Annotated in this window: 17 protein-coding genes; 5 read left to right on the forward strand and 12 right to left on the reverse strand. The window is 35.3% G+C overall.

Annotated elements, in window-relative coordinates; genetic code table 11:
- Positions 1–15 precede the first annotated feature (15 nt).
- Positions 16–255 (reverse strand): hypothetical protein, encoded by a 240-nt coding sequence (locus OO013_RS12860; protein WP_266057250.1) that lies wholly within the window; start codon positions 253–255, stop codon positions 16–18.
- Positions 256–342: 87 nt separating this feature from the next.
- On the opposite strand from OO013_RS12860, the gene mazG reads away from it, so the two are divergent.
- Positions 343–1,164 (forward strand): nucleoside triphosphate pyrophosphohydrolase, encoded by an 822-nt coding sequence (gene mazG / locus OO013_RS12865; protein WP_266057251.1) that lies wholly within the window; start codon positions 343–345, stop codon positions 1,162–1,164.
- 17 nt (positions 1,165–1,181) lie between these two features.
- Here mazG and OO013_RS12870 read toward each other — a convergent pair whose 3' ends face one another.
- From OO013_RS12870 to OO013_RS12885, 4 genes are all read right to left on the reverse strand, one after another.
- Complete coding sequence (locus tag OO013_RS12870) at positions 1,182–1,889, reverse strand: DUF4412 domain-containing protein (RefSeq protein ID WP_266057252.1); 708 nt, start codon at positions 1,887–1,889, stop codon at positions 1,182–1,184.
- A gap of 154 nt (positions 1,890–2,043) precedes the next feature.
- The gene (locus OO013_RS12875; protein ID WP_369414891.1) at positions 2,044–4,368 is read right to left on the reverse strand and encodes an efflux RND transporter permease subunit; all 2,325 of its coding nucleotides are present in this window, start codon (positions 4,366–4,368) and stop codon (positions 2,044–2,046) included.
- A 164-nt stretch (positions 4,369–4,532) separates the two neighbouring features.
- On the reverse strand, positions 4,533–5,879 hold the full coding sequence (gene dgt, locus OO013_RS12880; protein ID WP_266057256.1) for a dGTP triphosphohydrolase: 1,347 nt from the start codon (positions 5,877–5,879) through the stop codon (positions 4,533–4,535).
- Positions 5,880–5,935: 56 nt separating this feature from the next.
- On the reverse strand, positions 5,936–6,820 hold the full coding sequence (locus tag OO013_RS12885; RefSeq protein WP_266057258.1) for a universal stress protein: 885 nt from the start codon (positions 6,818–6,820) through the stop codon (positions 5,936–5,938).
- 131 nt (positions 6,821–6,951) lie between these two features.
- Between OO013_RS12885 and OO013_RS12890 the strand changes: the two genes are divergently transcribed.
- Both OO013_RS12890 and OO013_RS12895 read left to right on the forward strand, forming a co-directional pair.
- Entirely contained in the window at positions 6,952–7,818 is an 867-nt protein-coding gene (locus OO013_RS12890; RefSeq protein ID WP_266057259.1) for a universal stress protein, read from the forward strand.
- Between the two features lie 67 nt (positions 7,819–7,885).
- On the forward strand, positions 7,886–8,455 hold the full coding sequence (locus OO013_RS12895) for a TetR/AcrR family transcriptional regulator (protein ID WP_266057260.1): 570 nt from the start codon (positions 7,886–7,888) through the stop codon (positions 8,453–8,455).
- Here the strand turns inward: OO013_RS12895 and OO013_RS12900 are convergent.
- Complete coding sequence (locus OO013_RS12900; protein ID WP_266057261.1) at positions 8,448–9,293, reverse strand: universal stress protein; 846 nt, start codon at positions 9,291–9,293, stop codon at positions 8,448–8,450. The two genes, OO013_RS12895 and OO013_RS12900, sit on opposite strands and share 8 nt — an antisense overlap.
- A 21-nt stretch (positions 9,294–9,314) precedes the next feature.
- Entirely contained in the window at positions 9,315–10,160 is an 846-nt protein-coding gene (locus OO013_RS12905; protein ID WP_266057262.1) for a universal stress protein, read from the reverse strand.
- Positions 10,161–10,300: 140 nt separating this feature from the next.
- Here OO013_RS12905 and OO013_RS12910 point away from each other — a divergent pair, with 140 nt between their 5' ends.
- The gene (locus tag OO013_RS12910; RefSeq protein WP_266057264.1) at positions 10,301–11,863 is read left to right on the forward strand and encodes a sensor histidine kinase; all 1,563 of its coding nucleotides are present in this window, start codon (positions 10,301–10,303) and stop codon (positions 11,861–11,863) included.
- 11 nt (positions 11,864–11,874) lie between these two features.
- Positions 11,875–12,924, forward strand: coding sequence for a response regulator (locus OO013_RS12915; RefSeq protein WP_266057265.1), 1,050 nt, complete (start codon positions 11,875–11,877; stop codon positions 12,922–12,924).
- A 32-nt stretch (positions 12,925–12,956) separates the two neighbouring features.
- Here the strand turns inward: OO013_RS12915 and OO013_RS12920 are convergent, their stop codons facing one another.
- The 5 genes from OO013_RS12920 to OO013_RS12940 all read right to left on the reverse strand — a co-directional run bounded on the left by OO013_RS12920 (position 12,957) and on the right by OO013_RS12940 (position 20,651).
- The gene (locus OO013_RS12920; protein WP_266057266.1) at positions 12,957–14,507 is read right to left on the reverse strand and encodes a glycine--tRNA ligase; all 1,551 of its coding nucleotides are present in this window, start codon (positions 14,505–14,507) and stop codon (positions 12,957–12,959) included.
- A 101-nt stretch (positions 14,508–14,608) separates the two neighbouring features.
- Positions 14,609–17,029, reverse strand: coding sequence for a TonB-dependent receptor (locus OO013_RS12925; protein WP_266057267.1), 2,421 nt, complete (start codon positions 17,027–17,029; stop codon positions 14,609–14,611).
- Entirely contained in the window at positions 17,016–18,380 is a 1,365-nt protein-coding gene (locus tag OO013_RS12930; RefSeq protein WP_266057268.1) for an HTTM domain-containing protein, read from the reverse strand. Before OO013_RS12930 ends, OO013_RS12925 begins: the two co-directional genes overlap by 14 nt.
- A 5-nt stretch (positions 18,381–18,385) precedes the next feature.
- Positions 18,386–19,501: an imelysin family protein gene (locus OO013_RS12935; protein ID WP_266057269.1), complete on the reverse strand. Its 1,116-nt coding sequence runs from the start codon at positions 19,499–19,501 to the stop codon at positions 18,386–18,388.
- Positions 19,502–19,511: 10 nt separating this feature from the next.
- Positions 19,512–20,651: a DUF4856 domain-containing protein gene (locus tag OO013_RS12940; RefSeq protein WP_266057270.1), complete on the reverse strand. Its 1,140-nt coding sequence runs from the start codon at positions 20,649–20,651 to the stop codon at positions 19,512–19,514.
- Between the last annotated feature and the right edge of the window lie 81 nt (positions 20,652–20,732).

Here is a 20,732-nt window from a genome sequence, read left to right on the forward strand (position 1 = left end):
ATTATAAATGAAAAATTATTTGAATCGGGCCATTACTTTTTCGACCTCATTATCACTCTGCTCTTCTTTCCCGCAGGTTTCGCCAGCCTCCATAGTTTTTCCGCAGTATCCGCAGGTAGCTCCTTCTTTATTTAAAAAAGGACTCTGCGAAGCGCACGTTCCTTTGAACTCTCCGTTCTTCAAAAAGAGCAATCTGACTGACATTAATGCAAAAAACAATGCAACAAAACCTATTCCTAATAAAACTGTCCACATGATTGTTTACTTTTATGCAAAGTTACCTCTGTTTGGTTAAACGACACTTATTCAGGAATGTTTTTTTAAGTAAAAGTAATTGTAAACATGCACCATAACGCACTGGCTCCCAAAGATAATAACCGTCAAAAAAAGCTTGAAGCATTCGACAGGCTACTTACAATAATGGATGAATTGCGCTTAAACTGTCCATGGGATAAAAAACAAACAATAGAAAGTTTAAGGCATTTAACTATCGAAGAAACTTATGAACTTTCTGATGCTATAATTGAAAATGACCTTGATGAAATAAAAAAAGAATTAGGGGATATAATGCTCCACATGGTATTTTATTCACGAATAGCTGATGAAAAAGATGCTTTTGATATTTCAGATGTTTTAAATGGAGTTTGCGATAAGCTGGTACATCGTCACCCGCATATTTACGGAGACGTAAAAGCCGATGATGAAGACGCTGTGAAAGCAAACTGGGAAAAAATCAAGCTTAAAGAAAAAGGAGGAAATAAAACAGTTCTCGGAGGGGTTCCTAAATCACTTCCTGCTTTAGTAAAGGCTATGCGTATACAGGAAAAAGCTCGTGGAGCAGGTTTTGACTGGGAAGAACGAGGGCAAGTATGGGAAAAAGTCCAGGAAGAATTGAATGAATTTAAAGAGCAGATAGATATTGAAAAGGGAGAAATCGATCATTCAGATGAGGCTACAGAAGAATTTGGAGATGTTTTGTTCAGCCTGATAAATTATGCTCGGTTCGCCAATATAAACCCGGAAGAAGCTCTTGAAAAAACAAATAAAAAGTTTATCAAACGATTTAATTATATCGAAAAAAGATCTAAAGAAATGGGAAAATCATTGAGCGAAATGTCACTAGCAGAAATGGATGTATTGTGGGAAGAAGCCAAGAAAAAGTAAAAGGTGATTGTCACCTTTTACTTTCCGAAACTCATCATTGATTTATATCCTTCAGTACTTATTGTTACTGGATTGTCTGTATTTAATTCGGTAACTACCATTTTATACTTTTCACCTTTCTTAGTTTCTCCTTCAGACTCCATCATTATCCCTTCAGGATAAGCACCCATAAGTGGGTTTTTATTTTTCCCTTTGTTTCCCATTCCCAGTAGACCGGCGATTTGAGAAGAAGAAACATCAGCCTCCTCTGTTATCCAGCTTGTTCCTGAAGCATCGTCTGACTCGAACTTATATTCATGACAAGTATATCCTAGTATCTCTTTGGTGTTACCGGTTTTTTCAAAAGTAAAATCTTCAGGTTCCATATTTTCAGCTGCATTTTCAAGTTGTTGTGGATTGAAAGGCATTGCCATAGCTGTTTTTTCACCTTCATTATCCATCAGCATATGCATCTTTTTATCAGATTTATCATAAATAATGATGGTTTCCCCAGAAGTATTTTTATCATTCATGATCATTTTAATGCCAAAAAGCTCTTTTCCTTCATTGAAATATATAGTATAAGGAAAGCTTTGTTCGCGACCTTTCTTATCAATATATGTCATGTCATAAGTTATATGACCATCGAATTCAAACTCATCAATTGTAGAGGTCTCTTCTTTATCAGTAAATGAAAAAAGAGCCAATACAAGGAATACTACAGGTACTAGATTTCTAATTTTCATGGTTTGGTTGTGTTTAAATGATAGACTATATAGAATTAACCAATTAAATAGAGTAAAGCAATCTTTTAATGCTTTTTTTAATCAGTGAATTGCTGATACACGAAATGAATAAATGTGGAAAGATGATTAAAAAACAATCAGATTAACCTGTTGGTCATTGGTCTTTCTTTACTTCAATTGCTTTTATTTCAATCTCTTCATCCTCATCTGCCAAATAAAACTCATCATATTGTTCGATCAATGGGTGAGAATCTTTTTCCCTTTTTCCCTTATCAAACACCATTAATAGGGCAGGCAACACCACCAGGTTGGTGATCATAGCAACAAGTAAAGTAAGAGAAGTTAAAATACCAAGGGCTACCGTTCCGCCAAACTCAGAGAATGCAAAGATTACAAAGCCAAAAAACAATACGATCGATGTATAGATCATTGACTGACCAACTTCCTTTAAACTTTTAGAAATGGCGATTGGAACAAAAAAATTACTACTGAACAGCGCTTGCCTGTATTTTGCAAGAAAGTGAATTGAATCGTCTACAGAAATACCAAAGGCAATGGAAAAAATCAAAGCAGTAGATGGTTTTAGTGGAATTCCGGCATAGCCCATTATTCCAGCAGTAATAATTAGTGGAATAAAGTTGGGAATCAAACTAATAATGATCATCCTGACATTTTGGAAAAGAATTGCCATGATGATGCTGATAATAATAAATGCAAGTATCAGGCTTTGTCGAAGGTTTTCAATCAGATATTTATTACCCTTTATAAAGAGTAAAGTTGTTCCGGTTAAGCTAACCTCAATATCTGAACCTTCAAAGATTTCATTTTTGGCAGGTACGATGACATTTTCAACCAGGCTATCCATTTTATTTGATCCAATGTCAGCCATCTTTAATGATACTCTCATTTTCTGACCAGTGGAATCAATAAAAGATTCAACCAACGGGTTATCTGATTCGCCATTTCTCAGATAACTATATATAAATGCTTGTTCCCGCCCCGAAGGAAGTCTGTACTGTGATGGGCTATTATTATAATACGCAGAACGAACTGCCTTTATAAAACTAACCATTGATACAGGGCCAGAAAGATCCTTCAGAGATGCCAGCGTATCTTCAAATTGCTCGACTCTTCTTAAAACAGATAACGATCTGATTCCCTGTTCTTTTTTAGTATCAATATATACTTCTAATGGCATTACCCCTGAAAAATTATTTTCGAAAAAGGCAAGATCTTTTTTGATCTTACTATCTTCAGGAATATCGTCGACCATGTAAGACACACTTTGTACTTTGGTCGCGCCGTAAATAAAAATCACAAGGAGCGCTCCTGTTACCACAAAAACCGCATAACGATGTCTGTGAACTAATAGATCTAAAACCCTTATTGATTTTCCGACCATCTTAAAATCAAGATGTTTTAAGTGCCTTGATTTTGGAGCCGGAAGGAAAGAAAATACACTTGGAATTAATATGATGCTGACTACGTAAGTCATCATAATATTAATACCCGCCACAATTCCGAATTCCTTTAAAATTGTAATATCATTAAAAGCCAGAACAACAAATCCTACCGCTGTCGTAAAATTAGTTACAAGGGCTACAAGGCCAATTTTTCTTATCATTCTTGATAGAGCAAGAACCTGATTGCCATGCGTAGCTACTTCCTGATGATACCTGTTTAATAAATAAATGCAATTAGGAACACCTATAACCACAATAATTGGCGGGAGTAATCCTGTAAGTATGGTCATTTTGTACCCTAACAGAACTGTTGTTCCCATAACCCAGATTACCATTACTCCAATCACGATCATTGGAAAGAAAACGGCAGACACAGACCTGAAAAAGAAAAACAGGATTAGTGCAGTAACAACTCCAGAAAGAATAAGAAACTTGTTTAATTCTTTCTGAACCTTAGCGCTCATCACTGACCTGATGAAAGGAATTCCTGCATAATGTAATTCTATTCCTGATACTTCAGAAAATTTTTCGCCGGCCATCTCAATATCATTGATCAACCTTAACCGCTTATCCGAGTTTATAATTTCGGAATCAAGAGAGAGTAAAAGGACGGTTGAACCATTAGATGGGTTAATTATCTGACCTGTATAAAATCGCTGATCTCTTGCAACGCTTAATAATGAATCGAGTTCTTCTTCTGTTTCAGGAACCGATTTAAAAATTGGTTTTGGATCAAACCTTCTTTCTGAAGTGTTTTTCTCCAGTATTTGCATGCTAGCAAGAGACAGAACATTATTTACTCCTTCTAGGTTTTCTAACTCATTGGTCAGATAATATAAGTTTTGAAAGTTTTCTAGCTCATAGACAGAGCTGTCTTTCATTCCCAATACAAGCAGGTTTGCATCTTCTCCGAATTGTTTTTTAAAAGCCTGGTAGTTGATCATCAGACTATCAGAAGGAGGAACGATCTTAGCAAAATCATAAGATACCTCCAGGTCTTTGGCTTTAAAAGCCATAAAACCCGTGATAATAGCTATAATAGCTATTAGTATAACTCGGAACTTAAGTATTATATGTGATATGCTTGTCCACATGATCTCGGCAAAAGTGCAAAACTAGGGAAATAAAATCTTTTATTTCAGTTCATTAATATATAATCACCCAAATAAAGTTACATCTATCAATTTCTCATACCAGGAATGGTTTGACCAGTAATCTTACGATAAATACTTACAGCATGACTATCTGATAATCCGGAAACCATATCAATAATTTCACGAATCAAACTATACACATTCTTTGCTTCTAAAACATTTAATCTATTGAGCTCTGGAAGCATTTGAATAAGTCTTTTATCAGCACCTGATCGGTTTTCATTATCAAAAACCATCCTGAAACCGGCTTCAATAAATTTATTCAAAAGGCCATCTACTACTTCAAAGCCTGCTACTTCAGTTTCAACAACCTGGATGTTTTGGTAAATTTCTTTGACCGAAACCTGTTGAATTTCATTTAAAACATCCTTAGAAGGTAAAAGATTGAATATCGACTGATCAAAATCTCCGGAGAGTATCTGCTTTTCACTTTCAACAAAAATTGATCCTGCCTGATCTACCAATGTATTAATTGCAAGAGCTCTCAAAATGGCCAGTTTTTCTTCTCTAGTTGACAAACTGTTAAACTTTTTCTCATTGAATTTATCTTTAATTATTTCAACAAGAAACTTTTTCGTTTGTTCAAAACTGATGATTTCAAGTCTGCATGCATCTTCAAGGTCGATAATATGATAGCAAATATCATCTGCAGCTTCTACCAGAAAAGCAAGCGGATGTCTCTTCCAGGCCATGCCTTTAGGAGTATCGACTTTGATTAACCCAAGATTTCCTGCGAGTTCCTGAAACTGCTTTTCTTCAGAAGAAAAATAACCATATTTTTTACGAGACTTAGCACCCGTTTTTCTATCCATTCCAAGAGCACTACACGGGTATTTAGTAAATGCTCCTAAAACAGCATCACTAAGCATTATTCCCAGGCTCTTATTTTTAGCCAGCCTGAAACCCTGTGCGTTTCCTTCGAAGGAGATTAATTCCTGCCATTCTTCCTCTGAACAATGCTTTTTAAATTTTTGCCCACGCCCGGTTTTAAAATATTCAGATATAGCGTCCTCTCCTGAATGTCCGAACGGAGGGTTTCCAATATCATGACAGAGACCTGCAGCAGCAGTTACTGTACTGAAGTCAAAAGGAGTAAGGCCTGCTGATTTAATATCATCACTGGTTTCACAAAGCATTTCTCCAGCTTTTCTACCAAGACTTCTTGCAACAGATGATACCTCAAGGGAATGAGTTAGTCTGGTATGTACAAAATTGCTTTCTGGCAAAGGGTGAACCTGTGTTTTATCCTGAAGTCGTCTGAAAGGTTGTGAAAAAATTATTCTGTCATAATCGCGCTCAAACCTGCTTCTGATATGGTGCCCATCAGAATCAGCATTATCATCTAAACCAAAAAGTTTAATCCAGTTTCCCATCAGTCAAATTTTGGCGCAAGATACATTATTTTAAAACTTATTAAATAATGATCTGCTCATACCTTTAAAATCGCTTCAAAAAATGACAGATTTTCCTTTCTGTTTTTAAGGATTAATAAGGGTACATACCTGTTAATTTTCAAGATTTTTGCTGCCGTAGAGCCCATCACCAATCCAGCCCAGGACGATCTGCCTTGTGAAGACACAACCAACAGATCTACATCTGAAATTTTAACACGATTTAAAACCTTATCGGCCGGATTATCATCTTCATCCAGTAAAAAATTGCATATTAAATTGTCCAGGTTATTTGTTTTAGAGAACCTTAAAAAATCCTTTTCTGCATTAAACCTCATTATTTCAGAAAACTCCTCATATGTCTTACCACTAAAATGATATCCCGATGGAACAGTATAGACGTGTATCAGTTCTGAAATGGTTTTTTCAGGAAGATTGTCTCTCACAAATTCAATTCCTGCATATGAGTGATCAGAGAAATCCGTTGTAATCGCTACTTTATTAATATGATCTTTGAATTTTTCGGGAACAAAAAGCAAGGAACATGGGGCCATATTCGAAAGCTTAGTTCCTAAAACATTGTGACCCTTGAGTGAGTCCTTATTTCCTATGAACATCAGGTCAGCATGTTTGATCTTTACCCATTCTAAAAGGTCCTTAGAAGGATTTCCTTTCTTAACCTGAATCTTATAATTAACTTTAGCTTTAAAGTGTTCGTTAATTAACGATTGAATATTAGACTCTATTTTTTCATCTAAAGGAAGACCCTCTGAGTCATCATAATCCAGGTTTTTGATGATGTGAATAAAATCTACCTGCTCAAGGTTTGCCACGTTTGAAAACAAGGATGCGTACTTTATCATGTTCACATCCATTTCAGTATTATCCAGAGCGACTATGGCGTGCTTAAACTGATTAACCATTCTTTTTTCTTAATTTAATCAAAATTATCGGTTCACAATTTTATGTCGGTCAGGAGATTATATGACCTTTATCATTTAATAAAATCAAGTAAATTTTGTATATTAAAAGTAATCTACAAAATAAAAATGATATGGCCGGAATCATGCATACCCATTCTGCTTCAAACCCTTTAAAATCGATTGCAAATAGTCAAAATGCAATCAACAAAATACTTGTTGCTACTGAGGTGTGCTCCACCTGTGTTCCTGTTCTGAATTATGGTGCAGGTCTTGCTGAGGTTCTGGGTTCAGAACTTGTCATTTTACATATAATAAAAACCGACCCTAGTAAAGGAGATTACATAAATGATTACAAAATAAATAAAGGAAGACAAAACCTGATTCAGGCACTTAATAGAATGAATATTAAACCTGAAAACGTCATTGTGTTAGTTCGTACCGGTGATCCTGAAGATATTATAAACAAAACGATTCTTACTCATAATATAAGTCTTTGTGTTATGGGAAAGTCAAAAAGTCGTACTGATAAAGAAAGGGTCGGTAAGCTAACTAGTAAAATAGTAGATAACCCGCCATGTCCTCTGACAATTATTAATCCTCATTACAGAACAAAGCTTCCCAAAAAAGTGCTAATTACCTGGGGAAATTATGATCTCAATATACTTGAACATCAAAAAAAATTTTTTGACAGCTTCATGAATAAGCTTCAGGCAGAAGATATTCTTTTTCACGTTACCCATGATTATGAATCTTTTCAACCTGAAGAAGTGGAAGAAGCATTCAAGGGAATTTTACATCATAAAGTAAATTTAGAAACTTCTCATAGTGATAATGCCTACCTGGCGATCAAAAACAAACTTTCTTCAGAAGAATTTGATATGGTGGTGCTATTTCACAAAGTCAATAAATCTATCGACGATAAATTTAATGGTAGTGTTAGTAAAAAACTATCATTTTCATCCGATACTGCAGTGATGATAATTCCTGTATTTAATTAATGCACAAAGATTTATACCAAAAAAATTATATAATTTTACTATATTTGACCGAACAATCAGTCAAAATATGGAAACTGCAACCAGAGAAAAAGACTTTAAAATTCAAAAAAGAAAAAGAATTCTCTTTTCAGCATTAGAGCTTTTTGCCACCCAGGGATATGATGGAACTTCTGTTAGCCAAATAGCCAAAGCTGCAGGGATATCCAAAGGATTAACATACGTTTATTTTGAAAGTAAGGAAGACTTATTACTTCAAATAATCAATTACTTTAAGGCAGAAGAAGAAATAAGGTTAGCGTCTTTGTATGATGATGATCCAAATATCTTTTTAAAGCGGCTTATTCATGATTTTTTTAATCGGCTTAGAGAACGGCCGGAGCATATTAAACTTGTCACTTCTTTGATGCTGCAGGTGAGCAAATACAAATTCATACAGGAAATGGCAATAGACAAGTATTTAACCTATTTTCAGCTAATGCAGGAATTACTGGACAAAATTGGTTTTCCCGATTCGAGAAGGGAGGCTAAATTGTTAACAGCTATGCTTGATGGTGTTGCAATACAGTTTACAGTTGTAGGTGAAGATTATCCATTGACCGAAACTGAGAAGTATATTTTAACTAAATATGTCAATTAATAACAAGCATTGGGATACTCTTGTTGTTAGCCAGGCTTTTTGACACAGACTCTGAGAACAAACCGTTGTAAAAATGCTTTCCCGGAAACACTACAATCAGATCACCATTTATTTCAAGGACTTTTTTTAATATCGTTTTAGAAATAAATTCATTGCTCTTTTGTGGTACCTGAACGGTTTGAATATCTGGAAGTGTCTCGCTGAGAATTTTCAGAACTTTTTCTTTTTCTTCACTAAATCTTTGCTTTAGCGATTCCTGTGTGACTGAAAGTAAAATTTGGTCAAGTGATAAAATCTTTAATATTAGCGCAGAGTCAGCAAGGTCTTTTTTCTTATTCTTCTTGCTATAGTCACAACTGATACATGCCTTTTTAAACGGAAAACACCCCTCATATTGTTCAGGAATAATAATCGAAGGACATCCGATACTATTTAATATTCGAACTATGTTGATTTTGAGGAAAGACATAAAACCAGAAGGATCTTTCTTTCCAAGGACAATAAGATCTACTTTTTCGTATTCAACGAATGCTGATAAACGAGTCTCCAGATAGCCAAGTTTAAACTGTAAATCATAATCGATACCACTATCAAAAAGATACTCTTCCTCAAGCTTTTTAAATTTTTTTGCAATGCTGGAAGAAAACACAGCCGGGTCGTTATCTTCTTCTATATATAAAGGAAGACCACCAACCGGCTGGGGTATATTGAAAACATGAAGAACCGTCAGCTTCGCATTGAGCTGCCTGGCAATATTAATTGCAAATTTAAGACCGGTATAGCTGGCTTTACTGAAGTTTACCGGCACCAAAATGTGGCTGACTTCTAAGTTACTCATTAATCTTATCTTCGGCTTTTACTATTTAATATGACAAGTCCAAACTGGTTTATTCGTGTGATTTACAAGGTCTTCTGCTATACTTCCGGAAATTGTATGCATCAACCCTTTTCTACCATGAGTGCCTATAGCAATCAAATCTATATCATTGTCTTCTGCAAAAGCAGAAATACCAGCATCTTCCTTATACGCATCATATGTACTTACATTCACATTAACCAGATGATTTTTCTTAGCAAATTCTCTTAGGTTATTTTCAGCTCCTCGGGTAGGAATAAAATTATAAGGTGTATTCACCCTCACCAGGTAAAGCTCTGCATCGAGTACCTCAAGTAACTTGTCAAAATGATTTAGCAGGTTTTCCTGGGTTTCAGTATAATCAGTAGCAAAAGCAATTGATTTAATTTCCTCTAACCTGATTGGGTCTTTTACGGTGATCACAGGATGCTTAGAATATCTGACTACACGTTCAGCATTAGAGCCAATCATAACTTCGTCCATTCCGTGGGCACCTTTGCTTCCCATTATAACTAGATCAGCATTTAGGGCTGCGATCTTTTTTGTAATGTTTTGATAAGGATTTCCTATTTTGACGATAGTTTCAATGTCGAGACCGTCAAACATTTCTTTTGATCTTAGCTCTTCAAATTGTTTCTCAACTTTTTCTATCATTTGGGCTGTAAAGGCATCGGCGGGCATTCCACTTTCCGGAGCAGGTCCCATTGTAGTAAAACTAGCAGTTGGATAATATTCTATAACATGTATAATTGATAACTTTGCGTTAGTCTTTTTTGCAAAATCAACCGCAAGTTGAAGTGCGTATCCTGCTTCTTTCGAAAAGTCTGTGGGTACTAATATATTCTTCATGGCTTTCGTTGTTTTTTAACAAATAAGACATTTATTTATGGATACCGCCTTGCATCTTGTCAGCAGGTAATATGATTAATATCATTAAGTCAAAAATATTATTATCTTGAGTTAAAATATGTGGAAAATGAAGGTTGCTAATGGAAAATGAAGAAAAATTATTTCAATCTATATTTGAAAGTGCAGTTGAAGGGCTAATAATTTGTAATAGAGAAGGAGAAATAGAGTTAGCCAACAAAAGGGCCGAAAGCCTTTTTGGTTATGACAAGGATGAACTTATCGGCAAAAAAATAGAATTGCTTGTTCCGGATGACCTAAAAGCAATTCACAGGGGTCATCGAAGACAATATGCTGAAAAACCCACTAAACGAATGATGGGGGCCAATCTGGAACTTTACGGAAAAAGAAAAGACGGCAGTGAGTTTCCATTGGAAATTTCATTGAACTATACCTCTGTCGAAAGTAAAACACTCATTGTTGCCTTTATCATTGATGTTACCTCCAGAAAAAAAATGGAAAAAGATCTGGAGAAGAATAGAAACAGGCTTGAAAAATATTCCGTTGAGCTGGAACAAAGAGTAAAACAAAGAACACTGGAACTGGAAAAATCAAATATTAACCTGATCGCTTCGCAAAAACTATTCAGAACCATTTCCAAGAATTTTCCTAACGGTACCATCAATGTTATTGATAAAAATTTCAATTACATTTTTGTTGAAGGCCAGGAGCTTCAATCCCGCGGAATAAATAGCAAAGATCTTATAGGAAAAAAATATGTACATTATCAACCTGGTTCGGAGTTAGAAGAAAAGTTAAAAAATGCTTTGATTGGGCAAAACAGCACCCATGAAATTAGAAGTGGAGATGAGTATTATATCACTTACATTGTGCCACTCTCTTCCGGACATGAAGGATCAATAGAGCGAATACTGATAGTAGAGAAAAATATCACACAGCAAAAAAACGCTGAAGAAAATATTCGCACATCCCTTAAAAAGGAACGCGAACTTAATGAATTGAAAAGCCGATTTGTCTCAATGGCTTCTCACGAATTCAGAACTCCGTTAAGTACTATTTTGAGCTCTGCCTCACTACTGGATAAATATTTTGACCTCGGCAATAAAGAAAAAAAAGAAAAGCACATTACGAAAATTAAATCATCAGTCAATAATCTGATTAATTTGCTCAATGACTTTCTTTCTCTTGACAAAATCGAAGAGGGCATAATTACCCCCAGCTTTCATCAGTTTAACCTTAAAAAATTAATTGAGGATATCCTGGATGAACTACAAGAATCTTTGAAACCTGGTCAGGAAATAAATTTCAAATATAAGATCGGTGAACACGTTATTTTAGATAAACAGTTAGTTAAGAATATTTTTATAAATTTAATTTCTAATGCGGTAAAATACTCGCCCGTAGATAAACCTATTCTCGTTTCAGTTTACAAAGAGCAAGATTTAATTATTTTTGAAGTATCCGATCAAGGCATCGGTATTCCCAAGGAAGATATGAAGCATTTATTCCAACGTTTTTTCAGAGCACATAATGCCAGTAATATCGAAGGTACCGGCCTTGGATTAAATATTGTAAAAAAATATGTGGAAATGATGGGTGGTAATATAAGTTGCGTTAGTGAAGAAGGATTTGGCACTACATTTAAAATCTTTCTTGAAGAAAAAGTTGTTGAAAAACCTGAGTAATTAATATTTCTATGAAAACAATCCTGGTAATTGAAGATAATGAAGGAGTAAGGGAAAATATTTCAGAAATTCTCGAACTATCTAATTATTATGTTAAACAGGCTCCAAATGGAATCGAAGGTGTTAAGATTGCGAAAAGCAGTAAGGTAGACCTGATCTTATGTGATATTATGATGCCTGAACTCGATGGTTATGGTGTTCTGCATATGTTGAATAAAGATCCCAAAACATCTGCAATTCCGTTTATTTTCCTTACCGCTAAAACTGAAAAAGGCGATATTCGAAAAGGAATGAATCTTGGAGCAGACGACTATCTTACAAAGCCATTCGACGATACTGAATTACTTGAAGCAGTAGAAATCCGCTTAAAAAAGGCTGAAGCCATAGGTAAAATTCAGGATGGAGGTAAACCAGGGATTGAAAAACTTCTTGAAAAGGCTGAACTAAGCGGAATGCTGAAGGATTTAAGTAGCAATTTCAAAACCAGGCATTATCGTAAAGGTGATCGGATTTTCACAGAAGGAGATCTGTTAAATTATTTATTCTTAATTCAATCTGGAAAAATAAAAACCACAATGATCAATGACGATGGTAAAGAATACATTGTGGACATTCATAATGAAGGAGACCTCCTTGGTATCGAAAGTATTATTGATAACATAGAAAGCAAAACAAGTGCTGAAGTCCTTGACGAGGCAGACATCTACCTGATTCCAAGAGCAGACTTTAATGAAATTTTAGCGTCAAATCGTGAATTGGCAAATAAATTCATTAAAGTTCTTTCACACAACATTATTGAGAAGGAAGAGAAACTATTAAAACTGGCTTATGATACCGTGAGAAAGCGTGTTGCAGATGCGTTAATAGTTTTCAAGGAGAAGAATGAAGATGCTGAATTACTTAAAGTTTCGAGGGAGGATATTGCAAATGCAGTAGGAACAAGTACAGAATCAGTGATAAGGACCTTGTCTGAATTTAAGAAAGACGGATATATCGAAATCGACAAAAAAGGGGTGATTAAGTTCTTACATCCTGAAAAAATAAAGGAAATAAGATTTTAAAAATAAAGCCGGCTAAACAGCCGGCTTTCATTTTATATAAGTTTTTTCAAAAGGGAATTTATTGACACTCTTTCATTAATCTCTTCTTGAATCTTATCAATTGGTATCCTTACCTGCTCTAGCGAATCCCTTTCTCTTATTGTCACCATATTATCTTCAAGGCTTTCATAGTCTACAGTAATACAATATGGAGTGCCAATGGCATCTTGTCTTCGGTATCTTTTGCCGATGGCATCTTTTACATCAATCTGAATATTATGATCTAATTTCAACAAGTTAGCTATTTCTCTGGCTTTTTCTGGCAGTCCATCCTTATTAACTAATGGCAAAACAGCTACTTTATAAGGTGCAAGAGGAGCCGGTATTTTCATTACAGTTCTCGAACTTCCATCTTCAAGAGTTTCCTCAGTATATGCGTGAGCTAAAACACTCAATACCATTCGGTCAAGTCCAATAGAAGTTTCAATCACATATGGAACATAACTTTCATTGTCTTTTGGATCAAAAAACTGCAGTTTCTTTCCAGAAAACTCTTCATGAGCTTTAAGGTCAAAATCTGTTCTTGAATGAATTCCTTCAAGCTCTTTAAAGCCCATAGGAAAATCAAATTCTATATCACTTGCAGCATTAGCATAATGAGCCAGTTTAATATGATCATGGAATCGATAATTTTCTTCACCCATTCCTAAAGCCAGGTGCCATTTCATTCTAAACTCTTTCCACTGACCGTAATATTTCATCTCCTCACCAGGCTTAACAAAATATTGCATCTCCATCTGCTCAAATTCCCTCATTCTGAAGATGAACTGACGGGCAATGATCTCATTTCTAAATGCTTTACCAATCTGTGCAATTCCAAAAGGTAGTTTTAAGCGTCCCGTTTTTTGGACATTTAAAAAATTGACAAATATTCCCTGCGCAGTTTCCGGTCTTAAATAAATTTTATTTGCCCCTTCTGATAATGAGCCTATCTCAGTATTAAACATCAGGTTAAACTGTCGTACATCAGTCCAGTTTTTACTTCCTGAAATAGGGCAAGCAATTCCAAGATCTTCTATTAATTTCTTCAGGTCGGCAAGATCTCCTTCAAGCCCATTTTTTAATCTGGCTTTTATCGTTTCAATCTCACCAAGATACCGCTGAACCCTTGGGTTAGTTTCCATGAACATTTTGCGATCGAAATCATCGAACCTCTTTGCAGCTTTAGTGACCTCTTTTTCTATTTTCCCCTCAATTTTGGCAATTTGATCCTCAACCAAAACATCGGCTCTATACCGTTTTTTAGAGTCTTTGTTGTCAATCAGCGGATCATTAAAAGCATCAACGTGCCCAGAAGCCTTCCAGGTTGTAGGATGCATAAAAATTGCTGAATCTATCCCAACAATATTCTCATGCAACTGAACCATTGATTTCCACCAATAACTCTTAATGTTATTTTTCAATTCTGAACCGAGCTGGCCATAATCATATACTGCACTAAGTCCATCATATATTTCACTTGACTGAAAAATAAATCCGTATTCTTTTGCATGAGAAGCAACCTTCTTAAGGAGTTCTCCTTTTTGATTGTTTTGATTTGCCATAGTCGCAAAGATAGAAAGGCAGAGTATTTTCTACTACCTATGTTAATAAAAAGTGGTCTTAATTTAATTTTTGATAATAAACCTTATAGATTTTTAAATCCTTATAGGGTCAGGCCTGCTGTTATCGACATATTAAAACCATCTGCAGGGATAATACCAGGCCCTGGATAGGCAACGGCTCTCCTTGTGAAATAATAATTATTGGTCAAATTATTAATCCCTAGTGTGAAATCCCATTTTTTGACTTTATAAGTGGTAGTGAAGTCTAATGTGTAATATGCAGGAATTTCTCCAACAACAGCCTCAGGTGTCTGGGTTGCGTTGGACGCATCTGAGTATTGTTGTCCGACATAGTTAAACTGAATGGTCGATTTTAAATTTCTATAGGCAAGATTAAACCCTCCTCTGAATATCATTTCAGGAACAAATTCTACTTGTTTTCCATCATATGTGTTGTTCTCCTGGCTTTGGTATCTTGCTCTAAGTAAAGTTAAATTAGAGAATAGACTTAACCCGTCATTAACAGAGGGCTCAGATCCAAGACTTAATAGTTTATATTCAAAATATGATTCAATACCAACGTGAATAGCATCTGCAATATTTGTTCTTTCACGATAAACCCTGAAGTTTTCTGTGTCGACTCGTTGTACGGATCCAATTTTGTCATTGTATGATAAAAAGAATGCCGTTACCTCTCCGGAAAACCTTTTATCTTTTGCATACCTGATTCCAAGGTCAAGATTATAGCCTGTTTCATCCTGCATATCAGGATCTATGCGAACACTGGGATTGTCAATTCTAAGATCACTAAATCTTACAGGTCGATAATTTTGAGCATAATTTGCATATAACTCTAAATTATCTTTGAATTTATAACTAAGGCCAAGTCCGGCAAGCCAGAGGCTGCGTTCATAAATTTTTTCTTCCTCCCTGATGATAGGTTCTAAAATATTTGTCGTAACATCCTTATAGGTTCCTTCAGAAATAGTACGAATATGCTCAAAGCGAAGACCTGGGGTTACACTAAACTTATCAGTAATATTCAATACATTTTCAGCAAAAAAGGAATAATTCTTTCCGGGATGGACAAAGTCTGAACTTAAGGAATCAGGGTTAACGAAATTAAAATCAGGTTCACTTGATTTACTAGCCTCTCCCTGTTGCTGGTAGGTAGTTCCTTTATAATAACGACCTCCGATTAGCAAAACTGATTTACTACCAAAGGCATTGTAGTGTTGAAGTATGCGAGCTTCTCCGCCTATGTTTTTAAACTCTCCATCTATTAGACTTCGTGGTTCATCAGGGTTATCAGGCCTGTCTATTCGTTGCAAATTTCCTAAAGCTTTCCTGGATGAAATCAAGCCGAATGACCGTATGTTCAGTTTGGTTTGAGGCCCAATTCTTGTTTCCAACTTCACAGAAAACAAATTCCAATTAACTTTAAACCAATTACGTTCTCTGTTAGATTGTTTTGGGTCATTTAAAAACTGTCTGTCGGTTACACCTCCTGGCTGTTGTGACAAATAACTCATATTGGTATAATCAACCTTCAATTGAGTATCAGAAGAAAACTTATACCCGAGAGTTATATATGTATTGCTACTTTCAAAATCTGAGTTGCATCGCCAGCAATCACCTACAGTGTACCTGTTATATACATAATAATTTAGTTTTTTGTCAAAAACAGTACCACCTACGCTATTAAAACTATTATAATAACCCAGAGTATTATATGTTTGCTGTGTTTTAAACTCAATTTCCTTATCATCAGGCCCATCTTTCATTACGAAATTTACTAGACCTCCAAATTGAGGACCATATTGTAATCCAGCAGCTCCGCGCACGATTTCTATCCGCTCAACACCTTGCAAAGCCGGAGAGTAATAAGTTTCAGGATACCCAAGAGCATCTGCCGCAATATCATATCCATTCTGTCTTGTATTAAAATTTGCAGTTCGATCCGGACTTAAGCCTCTTCCTCCAACACCGATCTGAAGACCCGCACAATCACTTTCCCAAATATTTATTCCTGTAATGCTTCTGAAAACCTGTCTTGCATTATTTGATGCTTTATCTGCAACTACATTTTCAAGAACTATTACTTCATTCTTTTTAGCCTCATAAATTCCAAAGTTATCTACCGCTTCAAGGCGTGTTAATGCTCTATCATTTTCTCTCTTTGCTGAAACCACGACTTCATCGAGAGATTCATCCAAGTTCTTAAGCTTTATTTTAAGTCCTTTCAGGTTCTTATCAATTACTAATTCCTTTTTAAAAGTTTTGTATCCGGGTAAAAAGGTAGCAAGGGTATATTTGCCTCCGGGAATATTTTCTAATTCAAATTTTCCTTGAACATTTGTACTTGTGCTAAATGAAGTATTTTCGAGAAATACCTGAACCGAAATTGCCTCAGTATTATCCTCTGCAAGAACCACCGTTCCGGTTATACTATATTTTTCCTGACTTTTAACAGTCAGAAAGCATATAAAAAAGAAAAAGAAAATTAAGTTAACTTTTTTCATCAACACGTTCATTATCAAATGGTAAAACCCATTGTTTAGGTTTCCAGCTGTCTTTTAACTCACTTAAATCGACCGTTGGGTCAATAAATAGTTTGGATCTCCGACCATTTAATGTTACATAAACATCGGCGGTAACACGCAGGTCGTTTTTATTATACCTTTCTTTATAAATATTTTTCAAATAATCAGCATATTGTATAATAAAGTCAGGTTGCGTTGCCATCATCTTTTCCTGGAAAGGGGTGAGAAATTCACTATTATTAACAACAGTATATTTCCCGGTCTCTTTATTATGAATATAAAAAGTGGCATAGCCAGCTTTTTCCATTAACATAACTCTCCAGGAAAACCGATATCCTTGTTCTGTCCAGAAAAGCTTCCCATCATATAAAGAATATCTAAAAGGAAAGACAATCTGAAATAAAAAATATACTGATAAAGCGAGGACAGAGATCTTAGGTAGCCTGGAATTATAAGTTTGCGAATCAATATTATCAAAACGTCTACCCAGAAAAATGATCTTATCATGATATTTAGCAGGAAAGAATATCAATGTAAGCATGATCATTATATATGGAAACATTCCAATTTGGAATAAAGCAGCAGTCGTAACATGAAATACTATTACCGCAAAATATGCAAACAAGCGTGTCCTTTTATAACTCAATGCAAAAGGAACAAAAAGATCATAAATGGCACCAAACCAACTAAATAAATATGCTGCGGAAGTATATTTTAAAAACTCTCCTAAAACGGGCAAATTAGATTTTGCAGGTAACCATATTTTTAAAGGCATAGCGTTGACTAGCCAGTCATAATTTAATTTAGCCACTCCAGCCATAAAATATACGATCCCTAATTGTAACTGGATTACTACAATAGGCCATCTGGAAATTTGATCTGTTTTGATTCCTGGCCAGATAAAAGTATCCATAGATAGATAACGGTTAGCCGGAAACCATATCATTAAAAAAGCCATTAGGCTAATAAAATAATAATGGTTTAAATAATATGTTGCATCTAATAGCTCGAAATAAGTAAACAGTATAAAGAAAGCAACTGCTGAAAACCGATAAAAAAGACCTAATGTTATTCCTACTGCTGATAATAATAATAGTGAATATAAGCTATATAACATTAGGGGAGAAGATGGTTCCTCAATCCAATAGAAACCAAAAAATTTAAAATGGAAATCAGGTGAAATATAAAACTCTTCAACCCAACCATTCATGTAAAACCTAATAATACTAAAAACCATTACTGCTCCAAACAAAACCCGGAAGGTAATGAGTGGAGCAATACTGGAAGGCTGTTCAAGCCAGCTTCTAATATTTTTAAGATGTTTAATCATAAAGCTTAATCGCCATCATTATCTGCATAGGATATACTAATTCCCATCACACTAGGCATATCACTTTTCATGAAAATTATCTGCTTTTGAAGCAACAGGTATAATTGATCGCATGCATTATAGTTAGTTTCAACTTTTGTCTTAAGCGGATCACCCACAATATGGGACTGATCAATCGCGGCCTGAAAATTCGTTGACATTACCTCTGCAAGATCATTACTTTCTATTACATCTGTTGCTCCTAATTCCTTTAAATAGTTACTCAGGGATAACTGGCCTTCAACACCGTCCTTAGTTCTACCCTCGAAAAGATATTTATAGGCTGTAATATTTTCAGTTAATAATTCTGTGGAGTAACCGGCGTAATACGCTTCCGTTCTGTCTGGTAAAAGCGCACCCTCACTTCTCTTACCTAATGGAATACCCAGTTTTTTATCCCGGGTAGTTGATTCCCAGTACTTATTGATTTCATTAATTAAAATAGACAATGATGAACCAGCGTCGGTACCAGCTCTTGACTCTGAAGCATATTGATCAATATAACTCGCCCAATTCTGAGTAGTTAAGCTAGCTTTTGATAAAATCAGACTTGAGATTGCTTTTAAATATTGACCTCTGGCAGGTGAGTTGATAAAGGAGTTAATAATCTCTTCATCAGAGAGCCCATTTCCATATAAAAGATAACCCATCGCTTTAAACCCTCTGGCGTTTGCTTGTGCCAGTGATTCCAATTGAAAGTTTTCATTGAGAATGTTTTGCTCAATATTTGACTCTATAATGAGATATTCATTAACTATTGAAAGCAACCCTTGATTCAACGAAGGACCGAAGTTGTACATCGCGCACCATTGCCAGCTCATTCTGGCATTTTTTAGATCCGCTCTTAATGTGTTTAAACCTTCAACTGTAGGGTTTCCTGTAAATGTGGTGACTGATTGGTCAAGCAAAGAGGTGGTAGAAGAAAAATTTTCAAATGATGGGACAATTATTTCTTCCGCGGTATAAAGATTTAACCCTTGTCTGTCATAATTATCCACAATATTTTCATCATTGCTGCAGGAAAAAACTCCCGCAGCAATGATGATATAAAAAAGTATGTTTACTCTTCGCAATAAACTCATAATAAAGATATTATAATTCGTCTTGTAATGGTTTTAAATCAGGATAGCTTTCAGTTAGTATAGACTTTGCAGCAGTTAGACCATCTGTGGTAACTGTCCAAAAGTCTCCATCCTGACCAAGATGAGTATTTAAAATTTGGTTTATTTGTTCGATAGTAATATAAGATTGAGGAACATATTTAAGTGCTTCAATAAACATGTAAGCTTCAGAAAGTGCATGGAATTTTTCACCAGTTGGAGCTGTTTGGTTTTGAAGAACACTATTAATATAATGTAATGCGGTTGCTGCAATTACAAATTCCAAATTGTTTACAATAACCTCTCTTTGGCTATTTCGAATTCCATAATTCTTAGCTACAATAGCTGCTCTACCTGTTCTGAAAGCTTCAGAAAGACTAGTTGCAACCGGAACATGCTCATGAACATCCTGAGTATATTTTGCCCAGAATCGATCTTCTTCTACAGTTAAAGGATTCATTGGATAATCTACTGGAGCTCCCCAATACCCGAAAGCTTCATCCCAGTGATGTTCCATGGCAGTATAATTTTTACCATCTACCAGGTTTTCGTTATCTACATTAAGTTTTGTATTACTCAAATAACCAGTTTGAGTATTTAACATTTGGTAAATAAACACGGATCCCATCAGTCCTTTTTCAATAAACTGAACATGTTCCCAGCCTTTTTCATTTACAACAATAGGTTTAGTATTATCTGCATTTCTGTAGAGAATACCAGATTTCCCTTCTGATGCCAAGGTTTTATTAACAGCAACATCGGCACTTATTGTAGCAAGATCCTGCATAATAGCAAGCATTTCTTGCTCTTCACCAATTGCAGTTTTGTTAAATAATTGCTTACCCGAAGTATTCAAGCTTTCATCCTGAAACGGGTTTTCAGTGTTTGAATACATATTGCTTAACTGGCTATAGCTTACTTCTTCAAAATTATGAGCCTTTGAAGCATATGCTTTTATTTCGGCAAGCATGTTGAGTCTAGCCGTTTGTCCACTGTACGATACAGATGACTGGCCATTTCTTTCAAAAGTATAGGTTGAGGGAACCTCTATGTTATTTACTGGCTCCACTGTGTCGTCGGAGCATCCAAAAATCACTGCAGCGAATGCAAGTGGTAAAAATAATCTTCTCATTAGCTATTAGTATTTTTATTTAGACTTTTTCTAAAGACAAGGCAAAACTACACCTTGTTTAGAATTAATCCAAATAAGAAC

The sequence above is a fragment of the Mangrovivirga halotolerans genome, from assembly GCF_026241165.1.
In the GTDB taxonomy this organism is placed as follows: Bacteria; Bacteroidota; Bacteroidia; order Cytophagales; family Cyclobacteriaceae; genus Mangrovivirga; species Mangrovivirga halotolerans.